Consider the following 17,825-nt stretch of genomic DNA (forward strand, 5'->3'; position numbering starts at 1 on the left):
CGGGGTTTCGCCATGCGTCCAGGTTCCGTGCAGGCCGGCGGCAGGTTTGCCGCGGCCTGAGCGGATCCGACTCCAGGACCTTCGATGATCCGAATCGTACGTTTCATAGATAGCATCTCCACCCTTGTGGGCAAGACCTTTGCCTGGCTGATCGTGGTGCTGACGCTGCATGTGTGCTGGGAAGTCGCGGCGCGCTACATCCTGAACCAGCCCAGCGCCTGGGCGTTCGACCTGCAGATGATGTATTACGGGATCCTGTTCATGATGGCCGGGGCGTATACGCTGGCCAAGAACGGGCACGTGCGCGGGGACATCCTGTACGGATTCCTGCCGCCGCGTGTGCAGGCGGGGCTGGACCTGCTGCTCTACATCGTCTTTTTCTTTCCGGGCGTCATCGCCTTGGTGTGGGCGGGCTGGTACTACGCCGGCTATTCCATCGCCATCCGCGAGCATTCCTCGCTGATGGCCAACGGGCCGCCGATCTATCCATTCAAGGCCTTCATACCCGCTGCCGGCGCAGTGCTGCTGCTGCAGGGCGTGGCCGAGGTCATGCGCTGCATCCTGTGCCTGAAGCAGGGCGCGTGGCCGTCGCGTGAAGAGGACGTCGAGGAAGTGGACGTCGACAAGCTCAAGGAGATGGTGCACGTGAAGGACGAAGACATCGCCAAGCTCGATCGTTACGTCAACTCCGGGGAGTCCCAGCGATGAAAATCCACAAGGCATTGTGGTTCGGCCTGTCGTGCATCGCGCTGGTGCTGCTGATGATCGCGTTTTTGACGCCGTGGGACAACCTCACCACCGGCCACATCGGGCTGCTGATGCTGGCCCTGATCGTGGTGGCGATCATGCTGGGCTTTCCCACGGCGTTCACGCTGATGGGCATGGGCGTGCTGTTTACGTTTCTGGCGTATTACATGCAGAGCTCGGATCCGGGGCGGTCGCTCGGACAGACGCTGGACCTGATGGTGCAGCGCACGTACGCCACGATGACGAACGATTCGCTGATTTCGATTCCGCTGTTCGTGTTCATGGGCTATCTGGTCGAACGCGCCAACCTGATCGAAAAGCTCTTCCGGTCGATGCATCTGGCGCTGGCGCGGCTGCCCGGCGCGCTGGCGGTGGCCACATTGGCGACGTGCGCCATCTTCGCGACGGCGACAGGCATTGTGGGGGCGGTGGTCACGCTGATGGGGTTGCTGGCAATGCCGGCCATGCTGAAGGCGGGCTACAGCGTGCGTCTGACGGCCGGTTCGATCACGGCGGGCGGCTGTCTGGGCATCCTGCTGCCGCCGTCGGTGATGCTGATCGTGTACGGCGCCACCACGGGCGTGTCGGTCGTGCAGTTGTATGCCGGTGCGCTCTTTCCCGGGCTCATGCTGGCGATTCTGTACATGGTGTACGTCATCATCGTGGCCAAGCTGCGGCCCGACATGGCGCCGCCTTTGCCAGAAAGCGAGCGTGGCGTGCCGCTGTCGCCCGGGACGGCAGCGCTTGCCGCGGGCCCCTACACGCGCGCCGTATCGGGCATGCTGGCCGCCATGTTCAAGGGCCGGCGCAACAGCGCGGTGTCGTTTGGCTACCTGACGCGCAATATGGCGATGGCGTTGTCGCCGTTGTTGGTCACGGTGCTGATGCTGGCGGTGGTGCATCATGCGCTGACCAAGCCCGCTGTGGAGTACGAGATTCCCGCCGAACTGCAGTTGGGCTCGGGCGGCTTCGATTCCGGCTCTGGGTTGAGCGAACCGCCCACGGATGGCTTGGCCGAGCCCCCGTCCAATGACCTGCCCGAACCGCCGTCCAATGAACTTGCCGAACCGCCGGGTAGCGCGCCCGCCACGTCGGGTTTGAGCGAACCGCCGGGCACGCCCGCCGCCCAGCCGCCAGCAGGCGCGGCCGCACCTGCAAAGCAGGCCGCACCCGACACGGCCGACGCCCGCAAGCCCGCGCCCACCGGCTTCTGGATCTTTGCAGGCGTCTGCGCAGTGATGCTGGCAGTGTTCTACGCCGCGCTGACGTGGGCGCGGCTGGAAATCTTCAAGATGCTGATGGCGTCGTTCTTTCCGCTGGCGGTGATGATTGCAGCTGTGCTGGGCTCAATCGGCTTTGGCCTGGCCACGCCCAGCGAGGCCGCCGCCATGGGCGCGATGGGCGGGGCGCTGCTGGCGCTGGCGTATCGCAGGCTGAATCTGCCGGTGCTGCGTGAATCGGTGTTCCTGACGGCCAAGACCAGCGCCATGGTGTGCTGGCTGTTCGTGGGATCATCGATCTTCTCGGCGGCGTTCGCGCTGCTGGGCGGCCAGCGCATCATCGAGGAATGGGTGCTGTCGTTGGGTCTGACGCAGATTCAGTTCCTGCTGCTGGCGCAGATCATCATCTTCCTGCTCGGCTGGCCGCTGGAATGGACCGAGATCATCGTGATCTTCATGCCGATCTTCGTGCCGCTGCTCAATACCTTCGGCATCGATCCGCTGTTCTTCGGCTTGCTGGTCGCGCTGAACCTGCAGACCGCGTTCCTGTCCCCGCCGGTGGCCATGTCGGCGTTCTACTTGAAGGGCGTGTCGCCGCCGCACGTGACGCTGAATCAGATCTTCCTGGGCATGATGCCGTTCATGGGGATCCAGGTCGTCGCGATCTTCCTGCTGTACATGTTCCCGGCGATCGGCATGTGGCTGCCGACGGTGCTGTATCGGTAAGGCGCGAAGGTGTCAGACACCTGCTTTCACTCGGGTGTCAGACACCATTGTTGAGATACACCACGGCCGCGACGAGCCAGGACGCCGCCAGCGCCACATAAGCCAGCAGCAGGATCTGCGTAACGGATGCCGGCCAATGCTTGCCCAAGCCGGCGCTTTTGCCCAGCGCGCCCAACAGGTAGCCGCCGTTCGCGCCCGGCAAAGGCAGCAGGTTCAGCGCTGCCGTGGTGGCGGCGGTCAGGCCCAGCAACGTGGAAAATGGCAGACCGTGCGCGGCGGCATCCACGCGCGCCAGCAGCGCCTGCGCGGTGTGCAGCGGCGACAGCGCGCCGATGAGGATGTTCGTGAATCCACCCGCCAGCGCCTGCACACCGGCCATGCCGCCGAGCAGCGCGCACGCCAGCGCGATCAGCGCGAGGCAGCCGGAGGCGCCGATGAACAGTTGCGCCCAGAGCGGCTGCGCTTCCAGGTGTTGCGAGTGAATGTCCGCGTCATCCGCCGGCATCGTGCCGCCCGCCGTCTGGAAGCGGACCGCGCCGCCGATGGGCAGCAGCCGGATGCTGAGCTTACCCATCCGCAACAGGCGCGGCCCCAGCCCGAACGACAGTTCGTCCAGCGCCACGCCCAGCGCACGTCCCGCGAAGGCCATCACCGCCACATGCACCAGCGCGCAAAGCGCGACGGCCAGCAGCAGGCCGATGACCCCTGACGCCACCGTCACTCGCTTTCCGCCTTCGACAGCGACACTTTCCCGAATGTCATCCACACATGCGCCGTCTCCGACGCCTGCGCGCGATACGAGCCGGAGGCTTCACCCAGCCGCATGGCGACGGCGGTGAACTCCCAAGCCTGGGCGTCGTCGCAATCGACCTTGCGTTCGGTGTAAGCGGGCAGTCCATGCGCACGCCCGAATGCCAACGCCAGTTGCGCGTGCTCGGCCAGCTCGGCCGGCACCGACGGATGGTCCCAGCCCCACAGGAAGCTGCCGTCTTCGCTGTTGGACGTGCCGATGATCTGCACCGGCGCGGACGCGACGATGCCGCCCGGCAGCTGGAACACGATCAGGCCGCTATCCATGTCCACCGACCATTGCTCGGCCTCGTCCAGGTGCCAGGTCGCGCAATGCGCCGTGGTGGCGGCCTGCATGCCTTCCATGCTTTGGGCGATGAAGTTCTGGACGTCGAAGGGCTTGGTGGTGTCGGACATGCTCGCTTGTTCCATCTAGATAAAGGGGCTGGTGATGATACGTGAAACGCGTTTATGCGCGGCAATGAGGGAGGGCGCGCCGTCGCAACGGGCATCGGCGGCCGGCCGGTCCAACAGCTCAAGACGGAGAAATGGTGTCTGACCTCCCCGCGGTGCCGGATCGAATTGACGATCAGTTTCTCGGGTGTCACACACCGGGGCCGACATTGACGATCCTGCCGCCCGGATGTCAGGCAACGCCTGCTGCAGCGCTTCAATACGTCAGCGGCGCGCCCGTGACGACCTCATACAAAAACCGGTCCAGCGTCTCGGTCTGGCCGTCGGGCCGGTCGAAGTAGGGCGCCTTTTCCAGTTCGGCCAAGGTCGATTCAAGATACGCGTGGATCAGCGGGAAGCGAGGACCGTGCTCGGCTTCGCCCGCCGCCATCTTAATGGCCAGCAGTTCATTGATCTCGGCGCGCAACGCGGCGTCGGTGATGATGACGTCGGCCAGATCGGCAAAGCGCATCGGCGGAACGCCCCGGCCGCTGTCGATCCATTGCGCGGCCAGCACCGGGCGCAGGACGTACAGATACTTCTTCAGGCGAACCGTGTCGCCCTGCAGCGATTCGCGGAAGTTGCGGCCGGCCATGGCAACGTAGTGCCAGCGCCCCTTGGTGCTGGAGAAGTACGCGCTGCGGAAATGCCGCAGCCACGCGCTGACGGCGTCGTCCTGGCGATAGATGATGGGCGAATCCAGCCACTCGAAAAGCGTGGGGTTGGAACCGCGCAAGAGTCGCAGGGACTTGCGCAGCTCCCAGCCCGAGACGTCCAGTTCGTCGTCAATCGGCAGCTCGATCACGTCGCGTTGCGGCGCCACGCGCAGATACCAGTCCAGCTTGTGTACGTACAGAAAGCGCACGTCGTAGTCGCTGTCGGGCGAGGCAAAGCCCCAGCCGCGGCTGCCGGATTCGCAGGCGAGCAGGACGCGCACGTCGTGGCGCTGCTCGATGTCTTGCAGGGTCGCCATCACGCGTTCGCGGACGGCGGGGTCGATGGGGTGGGCGTGCAGGATCGAAGTCATGCCCCGCATCCTAGCACCGCCCGGCCATCGGCCCGGCGCCGGCTCAAAGCTGGCTCATCCCGCCGTCCGCAATGATCTCCGTGCCCACGATGAAGGCCGATTCGCGCGCAGCCAGATGCAGGACGGTTGCGGCGATTTCTTGCGGCGTACCGAAGCGGCCCAGCGGAATCTGCGACTGGATGCTGGCGGCTGTCTTCTCAAGCGTGTCGGCGTCCAGGCCCAGCTTGCCGTAGATCGGCGTCGTGACCGGACCGGGGCTGACGACGTTGACCCGGACGCCTCGCGGCAGCCATTCGGCCGACAGCGTTTTCGCCAGCGAGATCAGCGCCGCCTTGCTGGCCGCGTAGATCGACGACGCCGGCATGCCGATATGGGCATTGATGGACCCGTTGAGCACGATGGACGCGCCCGCGTTGAGCAAGGGTTCCAGCGCCTGCAACTGAAAGAACACGCCCTTGACGTTGGTGTCGAACGTCTGGTCCCACAGGTCTTCGGTGGCGTCGGCCAGCGTGGCGAATTTGGCGATGCCTGCATTGACGAAGACGGCGTCCAGGCGCACGCCCGCCGAGGCCAGTGCGTCCGCCAGGGCCGCCGCCGCGCCGGGCGCGCCAGCGGTGTTCTGGATGGCCAAGGCGTTGCCGCCCAGGGTGACGCGGGTCTTTTCCAGCGCCGCGGTGTCGCGTCCGGTGACGATGACGCGGGCGCCTTCGGCGGCGAAGGCTTGGGCGGCAGCGAGGCCGATGCCGCTGGTGCCACCGGTGACCAGGACGGTCTTTTGTTCAAAACGGTTCATGACGGGTTCCTTTGGTGTGGAGGTGAGGTGTAGCCATGTTGCGCCTGGCCCGGTGGTTTGTCGTACGATCTGACGCACAAACACGTTCGAAGAAATTGCACATGTTTGGCCCGGAACGTGTATCCCCAGAGGTACAGCCCACTATGTTGAGCCCGCGATGCTGACTGCCAATGAACTCTCACTGCTGGAAGCCATCCGCGATAGCGGCAGCCTGTCCCGGGCGGCCGCCCGGCTGGGCAAGGCGCCGTCTTCCGTGTCGCACGCCGCGCGGCAACTGGAGGAACGCTTCGATGCCCTCTTGTTCGACCGCCGCGGGTATCGGCTGCAACTGACGCCCGCCGGCCAATTGCTGGCGGACGAAGCCGCGCGGCTAGCGCAGGACGTCAGCCGGCTCACGCAGCGCGTGCGGCAGGTGGCCAGCGGCTGGGAAGACCGCCTGCACATTGTCAGCGACGAGATCCTGGAATTCGAACTGATGGCGCCGCTGCTCCGGGCCTTCGACAAGCTGGATTCAGGCGTAAGGCTGCGCTTCACGCACGAAGTGCTGGGCGGCACGTGGGAAGCGCTGCGCGAGGGACGGGCAGACCTGATTGTGGGCGCGACCAACGAGCCGCAAACCATGCCGAACCTGCAATGGGCGGCGTTGGGCGAGATGGAATGGCTGTTTGCCATATCACCGCGCCATCCGCTGGCCAAGGCAAAGGGGCCGTTGCGCCAGGACCAGATCCAGCAACATCGCGCCGTCGTCGTCGCCGACACGGCGCGCGGCTCGTCGGCGCGCGGGTACGGCAGGGTCGGCGGGCAGGTGACATTGGCCGTGCCCAGCATGCGCGCAAAAATCCTGGCGCAACGCGAAGGGCTCGGCGTGGGTTGGGTGCCGCGCCACCGCGTGGCCTCGCTGCTGGCGCGAGGCGAACTGGTCGAAATGTCCACCGAGACGCCGCGCGAGCCCAACCTGCTGTATCTCGCCTGGCGCGGCGATCACGACGGGCGGGCGCTGCGCTGGTGGCTGGACCAGTTGCGCCAGCCGCGCATGGCGGCGGCGCTGATGCGGGGCATCGACGGGTTCGCCTGACGCGTTGTAGTCTTGACCGCGTGCGGCAGCGCGGGCCTCCGGCGCGCCAGACCGCAAACAACAGTCCAAAGGACGAACATGGAAGAGACAACGCAGGAAACCGCGCTCGACTGGGCGTCGCTGGTCGACGACCTGAACCGGCTGCTGCGGCTGAAGACCACTGTCATCGGCATGAAGCTTTACGAGCACGAAGCCGACATGGCGGGGGTGAAGGGCCTGCGCCGGCCCAAGGCCACGCACACCACGGACCAGATCGTGGGCATGGCGGCAAGGCTGGGCTGGACGGTTGGCATCACGGGCGACGATCTGGTCGGCGCGCAATGCCGCGCGGTCATCGGGCTGGGGCCGCAGGACGAAGATTGGAAGCGCGGCAAGGAATATGTGGGGGTCTGGCACGCGACCGAAGCCGATGCCCGGGCGCGCCAGGAGGCGCTGACCTGTGTGCCGGCGGACAAGTACCGCGCCATGGTCGTGTCGCCGTTGGCATCTGGGCGCCTGGATCCGCCGGACATCTGCCTCGTGTACGCCACGCCGGGTCAGATGATCATCCTGATCAACGGGTTGCAATGGAAGAACTACCGGCGCTTTGACTGGAGCGTCGTCGGAGAAACCGCCTGTGCGGATTCCTGGGGCAGGGCGCTTGCCACCGGCGAGCCCAGCCTGTCCTTGCCCTGTTTCGCCGAGCGTCGCTATGGCGGCGTGCCCGACGAAGAAATGCTCATGGCGCTGCCTCCCCGCTATCTGCCGATTGCCATCGAGGGCATGAAGGCGCTGGCGGCCAATGGCCTGCGCTATCCCATCGCGCCCTATGGCATCCAGAACGACGTGCGCGCCGGCATGGGGGTGAGCTACGCGCAGCCGCCCAAGTCCCCGGGTTGAACGCCGGCGTGCAGCGCCGCGGCCAAGGCGCGCGCAGCCGGCCCGAGCGGCCGGTCGATGCGGTGCGCAAGATAGGTTTCGCTGGTGATCTGGCTGTCGCGGCCCAGGCTGGCGGTGGGCACGCGCAGCAGGCGGCCCTCGGCCAGGTCGCGCTCAACCTGCCACAGCGGCAGTCGGCCCCAGCCGAGCCCGGACAGGATCAGCGCGTGCTTGGTGTCCTGGCCGCTGACGCGGCAGGTCTGCGGCGACAGCACGGCAAAGTCGCGGCCTTCGGACAGCGACGAGGGATCGGACTGCACGATCTGAAGGTGATCCGCCAGGTCCGCCGCGGTAAGCGCGCGGCCGGCGCGCGCAGTCTGCGCCAGGGGATGCGAAGCGCCGACCACGGCCACCATCTGAATGGCGCCAAGCGCCTGCACCGCAATGCGCGGATGCCGGAAATGCTCGCCTGCAAGAATGCCCAATGTGTGCGTGCCGGCCAACAGCGCGTCGACCGGTCCGCCCAAGGGCAGCACCGAGACGCGCATCGCCACCGAGGGATACGCCGCGCGCATGTGGTTCAGCGCCGCACCAGCCCGTTCGATCGGAAAGAGCGTATCCACCACCAGCGAAAGCTCCAGCTCGACGCCTTCGCCCAGGCCTTGCGCACGGGCGCGCATCGCATCGACCCGCAGCAGGATGTCGCGGGCATTGGCAAGCAGCGCCTGGCCTTGCGGCGTCATGACTGGACGATGGCCGGTGCGGTCGAACAGCGGCACGCCCAGTTGCGCCTCCATGTTGGCAATGGCGTGGCTGACGGCGGACTGCACGCGGGACAAGCGGCGGGCGGCCGCGCGAAAGCTGCCGGTATCTGCGACGGCGGCGAACACACGCAGTTGGTCCAGGGTCAGCGCGTCAATCATGGGAAGGTTGATCTATTTGTTCGATCAATATCGTCGAAAGGTTATCACTTCGCGGAATCAATTTTGCGAGGCATGATGCCGGAATCTTGGTGAAAGCGAGGGTGGGATGGACAAGGTCGAAGGGGCGGAACGTGCCATCGGGCACCCGCATTGGGGCGCGGTGCTGGCCATCGTGGGCGCGGGCGTCGTGGCGGCGTTGCAGGTGGGCAAGGTCATCATCGCCGCGCCGCTGCTGCGCAAGGACATGGGGCTGGACCTCGCGTCCATTGGCACGCTGACGGCGGTGTTTTCGATATTGGGCATGGTGGGCGGCATCGCGGCGGGCGGGGTGATCGCGCGCTTTGGCGCCCGGCGCATGCTGATCCTAGGCCTGGCGGCGACCGCGGCGGGCACGGCGGTGGGCGCGCTGGCGCCCGGCTATGGCGTGCTGCTTGGCTCCCGGGTGATCGAGGGACTGGGTTTCCTGATGATTACGGTGGCGGGGCCCGCCGCGCTGCAGCGCATCGTCACCGGCGGCAGGCGCGATTTCGCCTTTGCACTCTGGAGCTGCTACATGCCGGCCGGAATGGCAATCGCGATGCTCGCCTCGCAGGCGTTCGACGACTGGCACGCCTATTGGTGGTGCGCGGGCATCGCTGCAGGCGTGGCGCTTGCCAGCATCGCCGCGCTGGCGCCGCCCACGCCTCGCGGCTCGCCCCTGTCGTGGCAGGGGCTACGACAGGACACGGTCGACACCATGGGCGCGGCCGGCCCGATGCTGCTGGCGCTGTCGTTCACCCTTTACAGCCTGATGTTCTTCGCGCTGTTCACCTTCCTGCCGGTGCTGCTCATGGAGCAACTGGGGCTGACGCTGGCGGCGGCCGGGCTGTACAGCGCCATTGCCAGCGCTGCCAACGTGGTGGGCAATCTGGGGGCGGGCGTACTGCTTGCACGCGGCTGGCGGCGGTCCACGTTGATCGCCTGCGCCAGCGCAGTGATGGCGGGCGTGTCGCTGCTGATCTTCGGTTCCGCGCTGCCGGCCATGACCACCTTTCTGCTGTGCGTGCTGTTTTCGGCCGTGGGCGGGCTGATCCCTGCGACGCTGCTTGGCACCGCGCCGCAGGTGGCGCCACGTCCGGCGTTGACCGCGGCGTCGGTGGGGCTGGTCATGCAGGGCAGCAATCTGGGGCAGGTCATCGGACCAGTGGCGGTGGGCGGCGCGATCGACCGTTTTGGCTGGTCCTCCGCGTCGTTCATCGTGGCGGCGGCAGGACTGGCGGGCGTGGCCGTCGCCTGGCGCCTGCGGCGCGTCGGGGGCACCAATCTTTGACAAGGCTTGGCAGCGCGCGCCGTCGGTCACTCGGTGCCGGTCATGAGGCGGGCGCTTCGCTGTAACCGGGCTGGCCTATCATGGAGCGGCCGAACACGTTGGAGGTTACATGCACACGCCCGCCCCGCGCCTGGTCATCTTTGATTGCGATGGCGTCCTGATCGACAGCGAAATCATCGCCGCGCGCGCCCAATCCAGCGCCCTGGCCGAACACGGCATCGCCATCACGCCCGAAGAGGCCGCGCTGCGCTTTGCCGGCATTCCGGATGCGGACATGTGGCGCACGTTGCAGGCCGAGCACGCCTGCGCGTTGCCCGAAGGCTTCGCGCGCCAGTATGCCGATCGGCTGGATCGCACGTTCCGCACCGAACTGCGCCCCTTGCCGCACGTGCACGAGACGCTGAAGGTGTTGAAGGAACGCGGGCTGGACCTGTGCGTCGCGTCCAGCAGCATGCCGGCCAAGCTGGAGGCGGCGCTCAAGATGGTGGGTCTGTGGGAGACGTTTGCACCGCATGTGTTCAGCACGGCGCAGGTGGCCAAGGGCAAGCCGGCGCCGGACGTTTTTCTGTACGCAGCGCGGCAGATGCGGGCCGCGGTGCTGGATTGCGTCGTGGTCGAGGACAGCGTGCCGGGTGTGCGCGCTGCTCGTGCGGCGCGCATGCGGGCGGTGGGGTTTGTGGGCGCCTCGCACAACGGACCGCAACAGCGGCAGCGGTTGCTGGACGAGGGCGCCTTTGAAGTGATCGATGATCTGCGGCGGCTGCCGGAGATCATCTGAGAGGGGCTGCTGACCTATGCCGCGGCGGGCATCTCGCCGTGCAGCAGGTAATCCATCAGTTCGCGCACGGAACGCATGGCATTGCCAAACGGCAGTTTGGACGCGCCGCGGAAGAAAAGACCGCGGCTGACTTCGCCACGCATCGCGGCCGCGAGTTTCAGGTCGATGCAGAATTGGCCGAACTTGGCGATGCCGTCGCGCAGGCCGCATTGCGTCAGGCAGTCCATACGCTGGCTGCAGCGGCGCGGGTCGGCACGGGTGTTGGCTTGCAGCGTGCCTTCCTGGCGCAGGTAGCGGGTCAGCCACGGCGTGGCGACCGCACGTGCCGGCAGGCCGGCCACGCTGGTGAATTCCGCCAGTTCGGCGGGGTCGGCGTCGATCAGGACGCGCTTGAAGTTTTCGTGGGCGTCGCCTTCGTGGGTGACGGCGAATGCGGTGCCGACCTGCACGCCATCGGCGCCGTTGCCGAGCCAGTGGCGGACCTGTTCGTGGCTGCCGACACCGCCGGCGACGATCAGGCGGGGCGCATCGCGGCCCAGTTGCAGTTCAGTGAACAGGGCGTGGCAATCGGCCAGCACCTTTTTGAAATCGAAACGTTCGCTGTGCAGGTCGTCGAGCCGTGCCGCGCCCAGGTGGCCGCCCGCGTAACCGGGGTGTTCGATGACGACGGCGTCGGCCAGTCGTCCTTTTTTCATCCATTTCTTCAGCACGGCGGCGACGCCGCGGGCCTCGGAAAGAATGGGCACCAGCGCAACCTTGGGGAAGTCGGCGGTCATTTCGGGCAGGTCGAGCGGCAGGCCGGCGCCCATGACGATGGCCTCTGCGCCGCTTTCGCAGGCTTGGCGCACCAGCGCGGGATGGTCGCGCACGGCTTTCATGACGTTTACCGCCACCAGGCCGCGCCCTTGCGCCGTATCGAGCGCGGCGCGGACCTCCCGATGCAGGGCTTCGCGGTTGGCGGTGTCGATCGTGTCGCGGTCATTGCATTTTTCGGTTTTTTCCACGAGATCGGCGTGGTGATGGCGCAAATCGACGCTGGCAATGGTGCCCACGGCGTTCTGGCTGGCAACCGCGCCGGCCAGGCGATGGGCGGATACCCCAACGCCCATGCCGCCCTGCACGATGGGCAGCAACTCGCGTCCGGCGAGGGTGAGTGATTTGAACCACGTCATGATATGAGTCTTTCCTCTGGTCAAGAGAGCAGAGGCTAGAGCAACGTGGGGAGCGCCGCCTTGCGAAGGATCAAGTGGCGCGGCAATGGGCGGGGACCAGACAGCCCCCGCCCATCTGTCACGCTTTTATCCCAGCAGCTTGATGATCGCCGGCACGGACAGCACGGCGGTGTAGTACCCCATGAACTGCACGCCGGTATTGAAGCCGAACAGGCGCGACAGCAGGCCGCCGATGAGGCCCATGGTCAGGATGACGAGCAGGCCCAGAAATTGGCCTTCCCAGACGCTGATCACGATGATCAGGCCGACAAACGTGGCAATGATGGCCTCGTGGCTGACGCGGCGCGACACGAACAGCGCGGCGCGGCGCGCGAAGTTCATGGCGAAGGGGTAGGACACCACTGCCGCCAGTAACACCGCCAGCATGCCGTAACCCAGGAATTCCCAATGGTTCAGCAGGTTGTGCAGGTTGTGCGTCTGGCCCGTTGCCGAATCCACCGTGAAGCGGGGCGGGGCGTTGAAGAGCGGCGCGGCCGGTCCCGCCGCCACGGGGCTCAGGGGCAGGCCGAAGGCGATCAGCGGAATCAGGGCCTCGGCGATGTAGGTGGCCTCGGTCACGCCGTTGCGCGCGCTCAGCACCGTCGTCAGCCGGTGATAGGCGTGCTTGACGCGCGAGCCCACCAGCTCGCCCAGCACGACGGTCATGGCGACCGGGCTGAACACGAAGGTGGCGCTGGACACGGCTGCGGTGGCAAGCGTCCAGCGCGTCTGCACCCGGTCCATGACTTTCAGCGGGTTCGGAAAGTAGCCCGACCAGCCTTTTACGTCAGGCGCCAGCGAGAACGTGCGCACCTTGTCGCGCATCATCTTGCCGCGGCCTTGCGGCGACAGCACGGTGAACAGGTCGGCGATCAGCGGTCCGATGGCGATGCCCAGGAAGTAGCTGATGCTGAGCTTGACGCCGTACTTGGCCGTCAGGCTTTGCAGCGCAATGATCACCATGACGAACGGCACCAGCAGCGCCACCGCCGCCCAGCGTCCCGCGGAAAAATACGCGATCAGCAATGCGGCCGCCAGGAAGATCCACGGGGCGGACTTGGTGATGGCGGCGCCGAACGGCGCCAGCAGCACGGCGAACAGCACCGCCAGCGGCACCGCGACAAAGGCGGCGACGATGGCGCCGGACACCATCTTGCGCAGCGCAATGTGCGGCACGCCCAGCTTGCGCAGCATGTTCGCGTCCTGCAGCAGCGGCGTGGCCAGCGTGTCGCCCGGGATGCCCAGCAGCGCGGTCGGCACGGCGTGCGTCATGTGCTTGGCCACCGCGCCCGCCAGAAAGAACGTGAAGACGCCGGCGGGCGGCACGCCCAGCAGCACGACCAGCAGCGTCAGCGGCGCGAGCGTCGTGGTTTCATCGGTGCCGGACACCAGGCCGATGGCCGCAAACACGACCGCGCCCAACAGGCCCATGCCCGCGGCCACCATGATTTGTTCAAGCAGTTCGGGGCTCATGCCAAGGCCTCCTTGGCGGCGCCGCGCCGGGGGGCGGCAACATCGGCGGCAGCGGCAGAGACGGCGGGCGCCGCCGGCTGCGCGAACAGGTCGTACAGGTCCAGTTCCTTCAGCTCGCGCACCACGGCCTCGGGCAGGTCCGCCAGCGTGCCCAGGCCGCCGGGCTGTTCGGCCAGCTCGGCCAGCACTTCGGCGCGCCAGGCAGGATCGTGCGTGGCGCTGTGCTCGACGACCTCGCGTTTGGGCGGGAACAGTCGGGCGCAGATCACGCCAGCCAGCACGCAGCCGGCCAGCCCGGCCAGCATCGCGTATGCGTGCGCGAGCTCGGGTGACGCCACCACGCCGCGCAGCCAGCGGCTGGCGGCAAAGAAGCCGGCCACGCTGACCGAGATCCCAATGCCGATGGCCCAGGCCAGATGCCTGAGATCCACGGTGTCGCTCCAGACTTCAGCCAGGCGCGTGGACGGCGCCTGAGGGCTTTGTTTCATGTCTCTCTCCTGTGTTTATCGGACGGCGCGCGGGGTGACCGGCGCCGCCTCGGGTACTCGCCGTGCGGGTTATCGGGACGCGCGCAGCTCCTCCAGCAAGGCCAGCGCGCGGTCGGTGCGGACGTCTTTTTCCGCGGCCATGCGCTTGGCGACCTCGTCGATCTCCGCGCCCGTGGCGCCGGCCACCAGCGCGATGTTGCGGGCGTGCAGCGCCATGTGGCCGCGCTGGATGCCTTCGGTGGCCAGCGCCCGCAGCGCGCCCAGATTCTGCGCCAGGCCGACGGCCACGGCGACTTCGCCCAGTTCCTGTGCCGAACGTACGTCCATGATCTTGAGCGCAAGCCGCGCCAGCGGATGGGTCTTGGTGGCGCCGCCGACCAGGCCCACAGGCATGGGCATTTCGATGCTGCCGACCAGCGCGCCCGACGTGTCCTTTTCCCAGTGGGTCAGCGACGTGTAGCGGCCCGACCGGGCGGCGTAGGCGTGCGCGCCGGCCTCGACCGCGCGCCAATCGTTGCCGGTGGCGACGATGACCGGGTCGATGCCGTTCATGATGCCCTTGTTGTGCGTCGCAGCGCGGTACGGGTCGATGGCGGCGAACGTGTACGCGTCCAGCACGCCTTCAATGATCTCGGCGCCGCTGCGCTCCTTGGTGTCCAGCGTCTGCGGCGTCAGGCGCACGCGGGCGCGGGCCAGCCGCAGGTCTGCCAGGTTGGACAGGATACGCAGGCGGACCGAGCCGCCGACAATTTCCTCGACCAGCGGGGCCACGGCCTCGGCCATGGTGTTGACGGTGTTGGCGCCCATGGCGTCGCGCACGTCGACGATCAGGTGCATCACGATCATCGGGCCGCGCGGCGTGTCCGGGAACACGTGGACCTCGATGTCCTGGCAGCCGCCGCCCAGCTCGATCAGCACCTTGTCGCGGCTGTTGGCCAGCGTCAGGATGCGTTCGCGCTCGCGCAGCAGGGCAAGGCGCGCGCCATGCGGGTCGGTCAGGCCCAGGACCTGCACCTGTGCGCGCATGAGCGGGCGGGTGCTGGACGTCTCGAAGCCGCCGCCTTCGCGCGCCAGCTTGGCCATGAACGAGGCGGCCGCCACCACGGACGGCTCTTCCACGGCCATCGGCACCAGCACGTCGCGGCCATTGACCTGGAAGTTGCCCGCCACGCCCAGCGGCAGCTCGAACGTCCCCAGGACGTTTTCGATCATGCCGTCGGCGCGGGCCAGGTTCAGCGCGCCGGGCTCGCCCAGCATTTGGCGCTCTTCATCGGTGAGCGAGGCGGCGTCGGCAATGAAGGCCAGGCGTTGGGCGGGGGTGAGGGCCCGGAAGTTGGGCAGGCGTGAATCGGCCACGATGGCGTGTCTCCATATAAGAATCGAGTGGCCTGATTCTAGGTAAACTGTACCGCTATTCAGAGGTACAGTTTGGGCAAACAGTACCACCGCACTGCACCAATTTTGGCAACGACAAGACAGGGATCGCAACGTGGATGACGCCAATTCGCCGGGCAGGCCGCAGCGCGCGGCGCCCATCGCCGAGAGCCTGGCCAACCTGATCGGCCAGCAGATCGCCGACGGCGTCTACCGCGCGGGCGACAAGCTGCCGTCCTTGCGCGAGCTGGCGCAACTGCACCGCTACGCCAAGAACACAGTCGTGGTGGCGTTTGAAATGCTGGTGGCGCGCGGGCTGGTCGAACCCCGGCGTGGCTCGGGCTTTTACGTGCTGGACGTCGATCACGCGCACGCGGCCGCGGACGAAGAGCCGGGGCAATTGAGCCGGGCGATGGACATCGTGTGGCTGATGCGCGAACAGCTCAAGACCCAACCGGATGCGGTCGCCGTGGGCGACGGCTTTCCGCCGGTGGAGTGGCTGGCGGACATGCGCATGGATCGCTATCACCAGAAGGTGGTGCGCACGGGGCTGGGCGCGCTGTTCCGCTACGGCAGCCGATTTGGCTATGCGCCGCTGCGCGAAAGCCTGGTCCGCAAGCTGGGCGACGTGGGCATCAACACCGCGCCGTCGCAACTGGTGCTGACGCATGGCGCCAACGAGGCAATGGATCTGGTGATCCGCTACTTCCTGCCGCCGGGGTCGACGGTGCTGGTGGACAATCCCGGCTACTACCCGCTCTTTGGCAAGCTGAAGCTGGCCGGCGTGCGAATGCTGGGCGTGCCGCGCCTGCCTGACGGGCCGGACGTCGTTGCACTGGAATCGTTGCTGCAGCGCGAAAAGCCGCGCCTCTTCTTTACGCAGTCGATCGCGCACAATCCCACCGGCTCGGACATGTCGCCGGCCAAGGCCTACAAGATCCTGCAACTGTCAGAGCGCTACAACCTGATGGTGGTCGAAAACGACCCCCTGGCGGACTTCAAGCCCACGTCGTCGGTCAGGCTGTCGGCGCTGGATCAGCTTGAGCGCACCATCTACATCGGCAGCTTCTCGAAGTCTTTCTCGGCGGCGTTGCGCGTGGGTTTCATCGCGTGCAACGCCGCGCTAGCAAGCGACCTGGCCGATCTGAAGGCGCTGGTGCACGTCAGCAGCTCTGAGTATTGCGAGCGCATGGTGGACGTGATGCTGCGCGAGGGCCATTACGAGCGGCATCTGGTGCGTCTGCGGCAGCGGCTGGAAGCTGCGACCGGCCAGGCGTTGCAGGTGCTGGATTCGCTGGGCGCGCAGGTGTTCACGCGGCCGACCAGTTCGTTGTATCTGTGGTCTGCGTTTCCCGGCGTGGCGGATTCGCTGACGCTGGCCGCGGCGCTGATGCCCGAGAAGGTCATCATGGCGCCGGGTCGCGTGTTCAGCGTGGATCCCACGGCGGTGTCGCCGTGGTCTCGCTGCAATGTGGGCGCCGTGGTGTCGCCGCGCTTCCACGCCACCCTGGCTGCGCATCTGGATCAGCGATAGGAGAATTCCTGAAAGGCCTGCCGCAGCTCGCCTTGCGCCTGGTTGCTGAGCGCCCGCGCGACGGGTGCGCCGGGCGCGGCGCGCGCGGCCTGCACCGCAAATTGGCGCACGCCGCGGCGGGCCAGTTCCCGCGCCAGCGCCATCAGCCGCGATTCGTCCAGCCAGTCGGGATGCCACGTGATGCGGCATTCGAAATCCAGTCCTGCAGACAGCAACTGCGTCAGGCACGCCAGCGCCGGTCGCTGGGAATCGCGCCGGCCCGTGATGTCGTCGTAACCCTTGGCGTCCGCCTTGATGTCCATGCCCACCCAGTCCAGATGACGCAGCACGTCGGCCAGCCGTAGCGGGTAGATGCCCGCGGTGTGCAGGCCCACGCGGTAGCCCATGCGTTTGACGTCGCGGATCATGGCGGGCAGGCGCGGCTCGCTCAGCGGCTCGCCGCCTGAGAACACAACGGCGTCCAGGAGGCCCTTGCGGGTTTCGAGGAAGGCGCGGACCTCGCGCCAGTCATAGCGGGCGGCGCGCGTCTGGAGTTCGACGTTGTGGCAATAGTGACAGCGCCACGGGCAGCCCGAAATGAAGACGACCGCGGCCAGTTGGCCGGGCCAGTCGACGGTGGAAAAAGGCACCAGCCCGCCCACGGCGGGCGAGTGCCGGGGCAGGGGCTGGATAACCGGCTGTGGTGGTGCGGCATAGGCCGGCCGATCCGCCAGCAGGCGAATGGCCTGGGCGGCGGGCCGGCCGGCGCCGCCGGCCTGCGAGTTGCCCTGGGGCGATCCGCCTTCAGGCACTGCGTTCGACGAAGAAGCGGCGCTCATTGAATTCGCCCTGTTTGCCGGTGTTGAAGGAAGAAACCGGGCGGTGGTAGCCCATCACCCGGGTCCAGACTTCGCAGCGCACGCGCTGGCTGTCGTCCAGTTGGACAGCGGGAGCGGACGCGGCGACGGGAGCGGTCAAGGTTTGCATAGGTTTTCCTCGGAAAGTGATGCCGGACGCTTGCCCGGCGGGTGAAGGACAGCGCGCGCCGGAAGGTTGCGCACCGCCCCG

Annotated in this window: 18 protein-coding genes; 7 read left to right on the forward strand and 11 right to left on the reverse strand. The window is 67.1% G+C overall.

What is annotated here, in order from left to right:
- Positions 1 to 84: 84 nt before the first annotated feature.
- Positions 85 to 708: a TRAP transporter small permease subunit gene (locus tag HV681_RS00845; protein ID WP_175121261.1), complete on the forward strand. Its 624-nt coding sequence runs from the start codon at positions 85 to 87 to the stop codon at positions 706 to 708.
- Entirely contained in the window at positions 705 to 2,693 is a 1,989-nt protein-coding gene (locus tag HV681_RS00850) for a TRAP transporter large permease (RefSeq protein ID WP_175121262.1), read from the forward strand. The genes HV681_RS00845 and HV681_RS00850 overlap by 4 nt, the downstream gene beginning before the upstream one ends.
- A gap of 37 nt (positions 2,694 to 2,730) precedes the next feature.
- Here HV681_RS00850 and HV681_RS00855 read toward each other — a convergent pair whose 3' ends face one another.
- The 4 genes from HV681_RS00855 to HV681_RS00870 form a co-directional block, all read right to left on the reverse strand.
- A complete protein-coding gene (locus HV681_RS00855) occupies positions 2,731 to 3,414 on the reverse strand; it encodes a site-2 protease family protein (protein ID WP_175121263.1) in 684 nt (227 codons plus the stop codon).
- Positions 3,411 to 3,899, reverse strand: coding sequence for a DUF6882 domain-containing protein (locus tag HV681_RS00860; protein WP_175121264.1), 489 nt, complete (start codon positions 3,897 to 3,899; stop codon positions 3,411 to 3,413). The genes HV681_RS00855 and HV681_RS00860 overlap by 4 nt, the downstream gene beginning before the upstream one ends.
- 253 nt (positions 3,900 to 4,152) lie before the next feature.
- Positions 4,153 to 4,962, reverse strand: a complete 810-nt coding sequence (locus HV681_RS00865; protein WP_175121265.1) for a nucleotidyltransferase domain-containing protein — start codon at positions 4,960 to 4,962, stop codon at positions 4,153 to 4,155.
- Between the two features lie 43 nt (positions 4,963 to 5,005).
- Positions 5,006 to 5,755, reverse strand: a complete 750-nt coding sequence (locus tag HV681_RS00870; RefSeq protein WP_175121266.1) for an SDR family oxidoreductase — start codon at positions 5,753 to 5,755, stop codon at positions 5,006 to 5,008.
- A 157-nt stretch (positions 5,756 to 5,912) separates the two neighbouring features.
- Here HV681_RS00870 and HV681_RS00875 point away from each other — a divergent pair, with 157 nt between their 5' ends.
- Both HV681_RS00875 and HV681_RS00880 read left to right on the forward strand, forming a co-directional pair.
- The gene (locus HV681_RS00875) at positions 5,913 to 6,830 is read left to right on the forward strand and encodes a LysR substrate-binding domain-containing protein (RefSeq protein ID WP_175121267.1); all 918 of its coding nucleotides are present in this window, start codon (positions 5,913 to 5,915) and stop codon (positions 6,828 to 6,830) included.
- A 78-nt stretch (positions 6,831 to 6,908) separates the two neighbouring features.
- Positions 6,909 to 7,709, forward strand: coding sequence for a DUF169 domain-containing protein (locus HV681_RS00880; RefSeq protein ID WP_175121268.1), 801 nt, complete (start codon positions 6,909 to 6,911; stop codon positions 7,707 to 7,709).
- Here the strand turns inward: HV681_RS00880 and HV681_RS00885 are convergent.
- Positions 7,679 to 8,611: a LysR family transcriptional regulator gene (locus tag HV681_RS00885; protein WP_175121269.1), complete on the reverse strand. Its 933-nt coding sequence runs from the start codon at positions 8,609 to 8,611 to the stop codon at positions 7,679 to 7,681. The two genes, HV681_RS00880 and HV681_RS00885, sit on opposite strands and share 31 nt — an antisense overlap.
- Before the next feature lie 106 nt (positions 8,612 to 8,717).
- On the opposite strand from HV681_RS00885, the gene HV681_RS00890 reads away from it, so the two are divergent.
- A complete protein-coding gene (locus tag HV681_RS00890; protein ID WP_175121270.1) occupies positions 8,718 to 9,920 on the forward strand; it encodes an MFS transporter in 1,203 nt (400 codons plus the stop codon).
- A gap of 109 nt (positions 9,921 to 10,029) precedes the next feature.
- The gene (locus HV681_RS00895) at positions 10,030 to 10,698 is read left to right on the forward strand and encodes an HAD family hydrolase (protein WP_175121271.1); all 669 of its coding nucleotides are present in this window, start codon (positions 10,030 to 10,032) and stop codon (positions 10,696 to 10,698) included.
- Positions 10,699 to 10,712: 14 nt separating this feature from the next.
- Here HV681_RS00895 and HV681_RS00900 read toward each other — a convergent pair whose 3' ends face one another.
- The 4 genes from HV681_RS00900 to HV681_RS00915 form a co-directional block, all read right to left on the reverse strand.
- Positions 10,713 to 11,870 carry an NAD(P)H-dependent flavin oxidoreductase gene (locus HV681_RS00900; protein ID WP_175121272.1) on the reverse strand — a complete coding sequence of 386 codons (1,158 nt, stop codon included), beginning with the start codon at positions 11,868 to 11,870 and terminating at the stop codon, positions 10,713 to 10,715.
- Positions 11,871 to 11,996: 126 nt separating this feature from the next.
- A complete protein-coding gene (locus tag HV681_RS00905) occupies positions 11,997 to 13,382 on the reverse strand; it encodes a tripartite tricarboxylate transporter permease (RefSeq protein ID WP_175121273.1) in 1,386 nt (461 codons plus the stop codon).
- Complete coding sequence (locus HV681_RS00910; protein ID WP_175121274.1) at positions 13,379 to 13,870, reverse strand: hypothetical protein; 492 nt, start codon at positions 13,868 to 13,870, stop codon at positions 13,379 to 13,381. Before HV681_RS00910 ends, HV681_RS00905 begins: the two co-directional genes overlap by 4 nt.
- Positions 13,871 to 13,939: 69 nt before the next feature.
- Positions 13,940 to 15,229, reverse strand: coding sequence for a hydroxymethylglutaryl-CoA reductase, degradative (locus HV681_RS00915; RefSeq protein ID WP_175121966.1), 1,290 nt, complete (start codon positions 15,227 to 15,229; stop codon positions 13,940 to 13,942).
- 130 nt (positions 15,230 to 15,359) lie between these two features.
- Here HV681_RS00915 and HV681_RS00920 point away from each other — a divergent pair, with 130 nt between their 5' ends.
- A complete protein-coding gene (locus tag HV681_RS00920) occupies positions 15,360 to 16,778 on the forward strand; it encodes an aminotransferase-like domain-containing protein (RefSeq protein WP_175121275.1) in 1,419 nt (472 codons plus the stop codon).
- On the opposite strand, the gene HV681_RS00925 is transcribed toward HV681_RS00920, so the two are convergent.
- On the reverse strand, positions 16,769 to 17,596 hold the full coding sequence (locus tag HV681_RS00925) for an anaerobic ribonucleoside-triphosphate reductase activating protein (RefSeq protein ID WP_175121276.1): 828 nt from the start codon (positions 17,594 to 17,596) through the stop codon (positions 16,769 to 16,771). The genes HV681_RS00920 and HV681_RS00925 overlap by 10 nt on opposite strands.
- Complete coding sequence (nrdD, locus tag HV681_RS00930) at positions 17,562 to 17,744, reverse strand: anaerobic ribonucleoside-triphosphate reductase (protein ID WP_175121277.1); 183 nt, start codon at positions 17,742 to 17,744, stop codon at positions 17,562 to 17,564. The genes HV681_RS00925 and nrdD overlap by 35 nt, the downstream gene beginning before the upstream one ends.
- Between the last annotated feature and the right edge of the window lie 81 nt (positions 17,745 to 17,825).

Source organism: Achromobacter animicus (genome assembly GCF_902859585.1).
Classification (GTDB): Bacteria; Pseudomonadota; Gammaproteobacteria; order Burkholderiales; family Burkholderiaceae_B; genus Achromobacter; species Achromobacter animicus.

Coding starts and splice junctions, on each gene's coding strand:
- HV681_RS00860 (WP_175121264.1), bottom strand. CDS start 3,899: ATGTCCGACACCACCAAGCCCTTCGACGTCCAGAACTTCATCGCCCAA.
- HV681_RS00885 (WP_175121269.1), bottom strand. CDS start 8,611: ATGATTGACGCGCTGACCCTGGACCAACTGCGTGTGTTCGCCGCCGTC.
- HV681_RS00925 (WP_175121276.1), bottom strand. CDS start 17,596: ATGAGCGCCGCTTCTTCGTCGAACGCAGTGCCTGAAGGCGGATCGCCC.
- HV681_RS00870 (WP_175121266.1), bottom strand. CDS start 5,755: ATGAACCGTTTTGAACAAAAGACCGTCCTGGTCACCGGTGGCACCAGC.
- HV681_RS00865 (WP_175121265.1), bottom strand. CDS start 4,962: ATGACTTCGATCCTGCACGCCCACCCCATCGACCCCGCCGTCCGCGAA.
- HV681_RS00910 (WP_175121274.1), bottom strand. CDS start 13,870: ATGAAACAAAGCCCTCAGGCGCCGTCCACGCGCCTGGCTGAAGTCTGG.
- HV681_RS00845 (WP_175121261.1), top strand. CDS start 85: ATGATCCGAATCGTACGTTTCATAGATAGCATCTCCACCCTTGTGGGC.
- HV681_RS00890 (WP_175121270.1), top strand. CDS start 8,718: ATGGACAAGGTCGAAGGGGCGGAACGTGCCATCGGGCACCCGCATTGG.
- HV681_RS00895 (WP_175121271.1), top strand. CDS start 10,030: ATGCACACGCCCGCCCCGCGCCTGGTCATCTTTGATTGCGATGGCGTC.
- HV681_RS00875 (WP_175121267.1), top strand. CDS start 5,913: ATGCTGACTGCCAATGAACTCTCACTGCTGGAAGCCATCCGCGATAGC.
- HV681_RS00905 (WP_175121273.1), bottom strand. CDS start 13,382: ATGAGCCCCGAACTGCTTGAACAAATCATGGTGGCCGCGGGCATGGGC.
- HV681_RS00900 (WP_175121272.1), bottom strand. CDS start 11,870: ATGACGTGGTTCAAATCACTCACCCTCGCCGGACGCGAGTTGCTGCCC.
- HV681_RS00850 (WP_175121262.1), top strand. CDS start 705: ATGAAAATCCACAAGGCATTGTGGTTCGGCCTGTCGTGCATCGCGCTG.
- HV681_RS00880 (WP_175121268.1), top strand. CDS start 6,909: ATGGAAGAGACAACGCAGGAAACCGCGCTCGACTGGGCGTCGCTGGTC.
- nrdD (WP_175121277.1), bottom strand. CDS start 17,744: ATGCAAACCTTGACCGCTCCCGTCGCCGCGTCCGCTCCCGCTGTCCAA.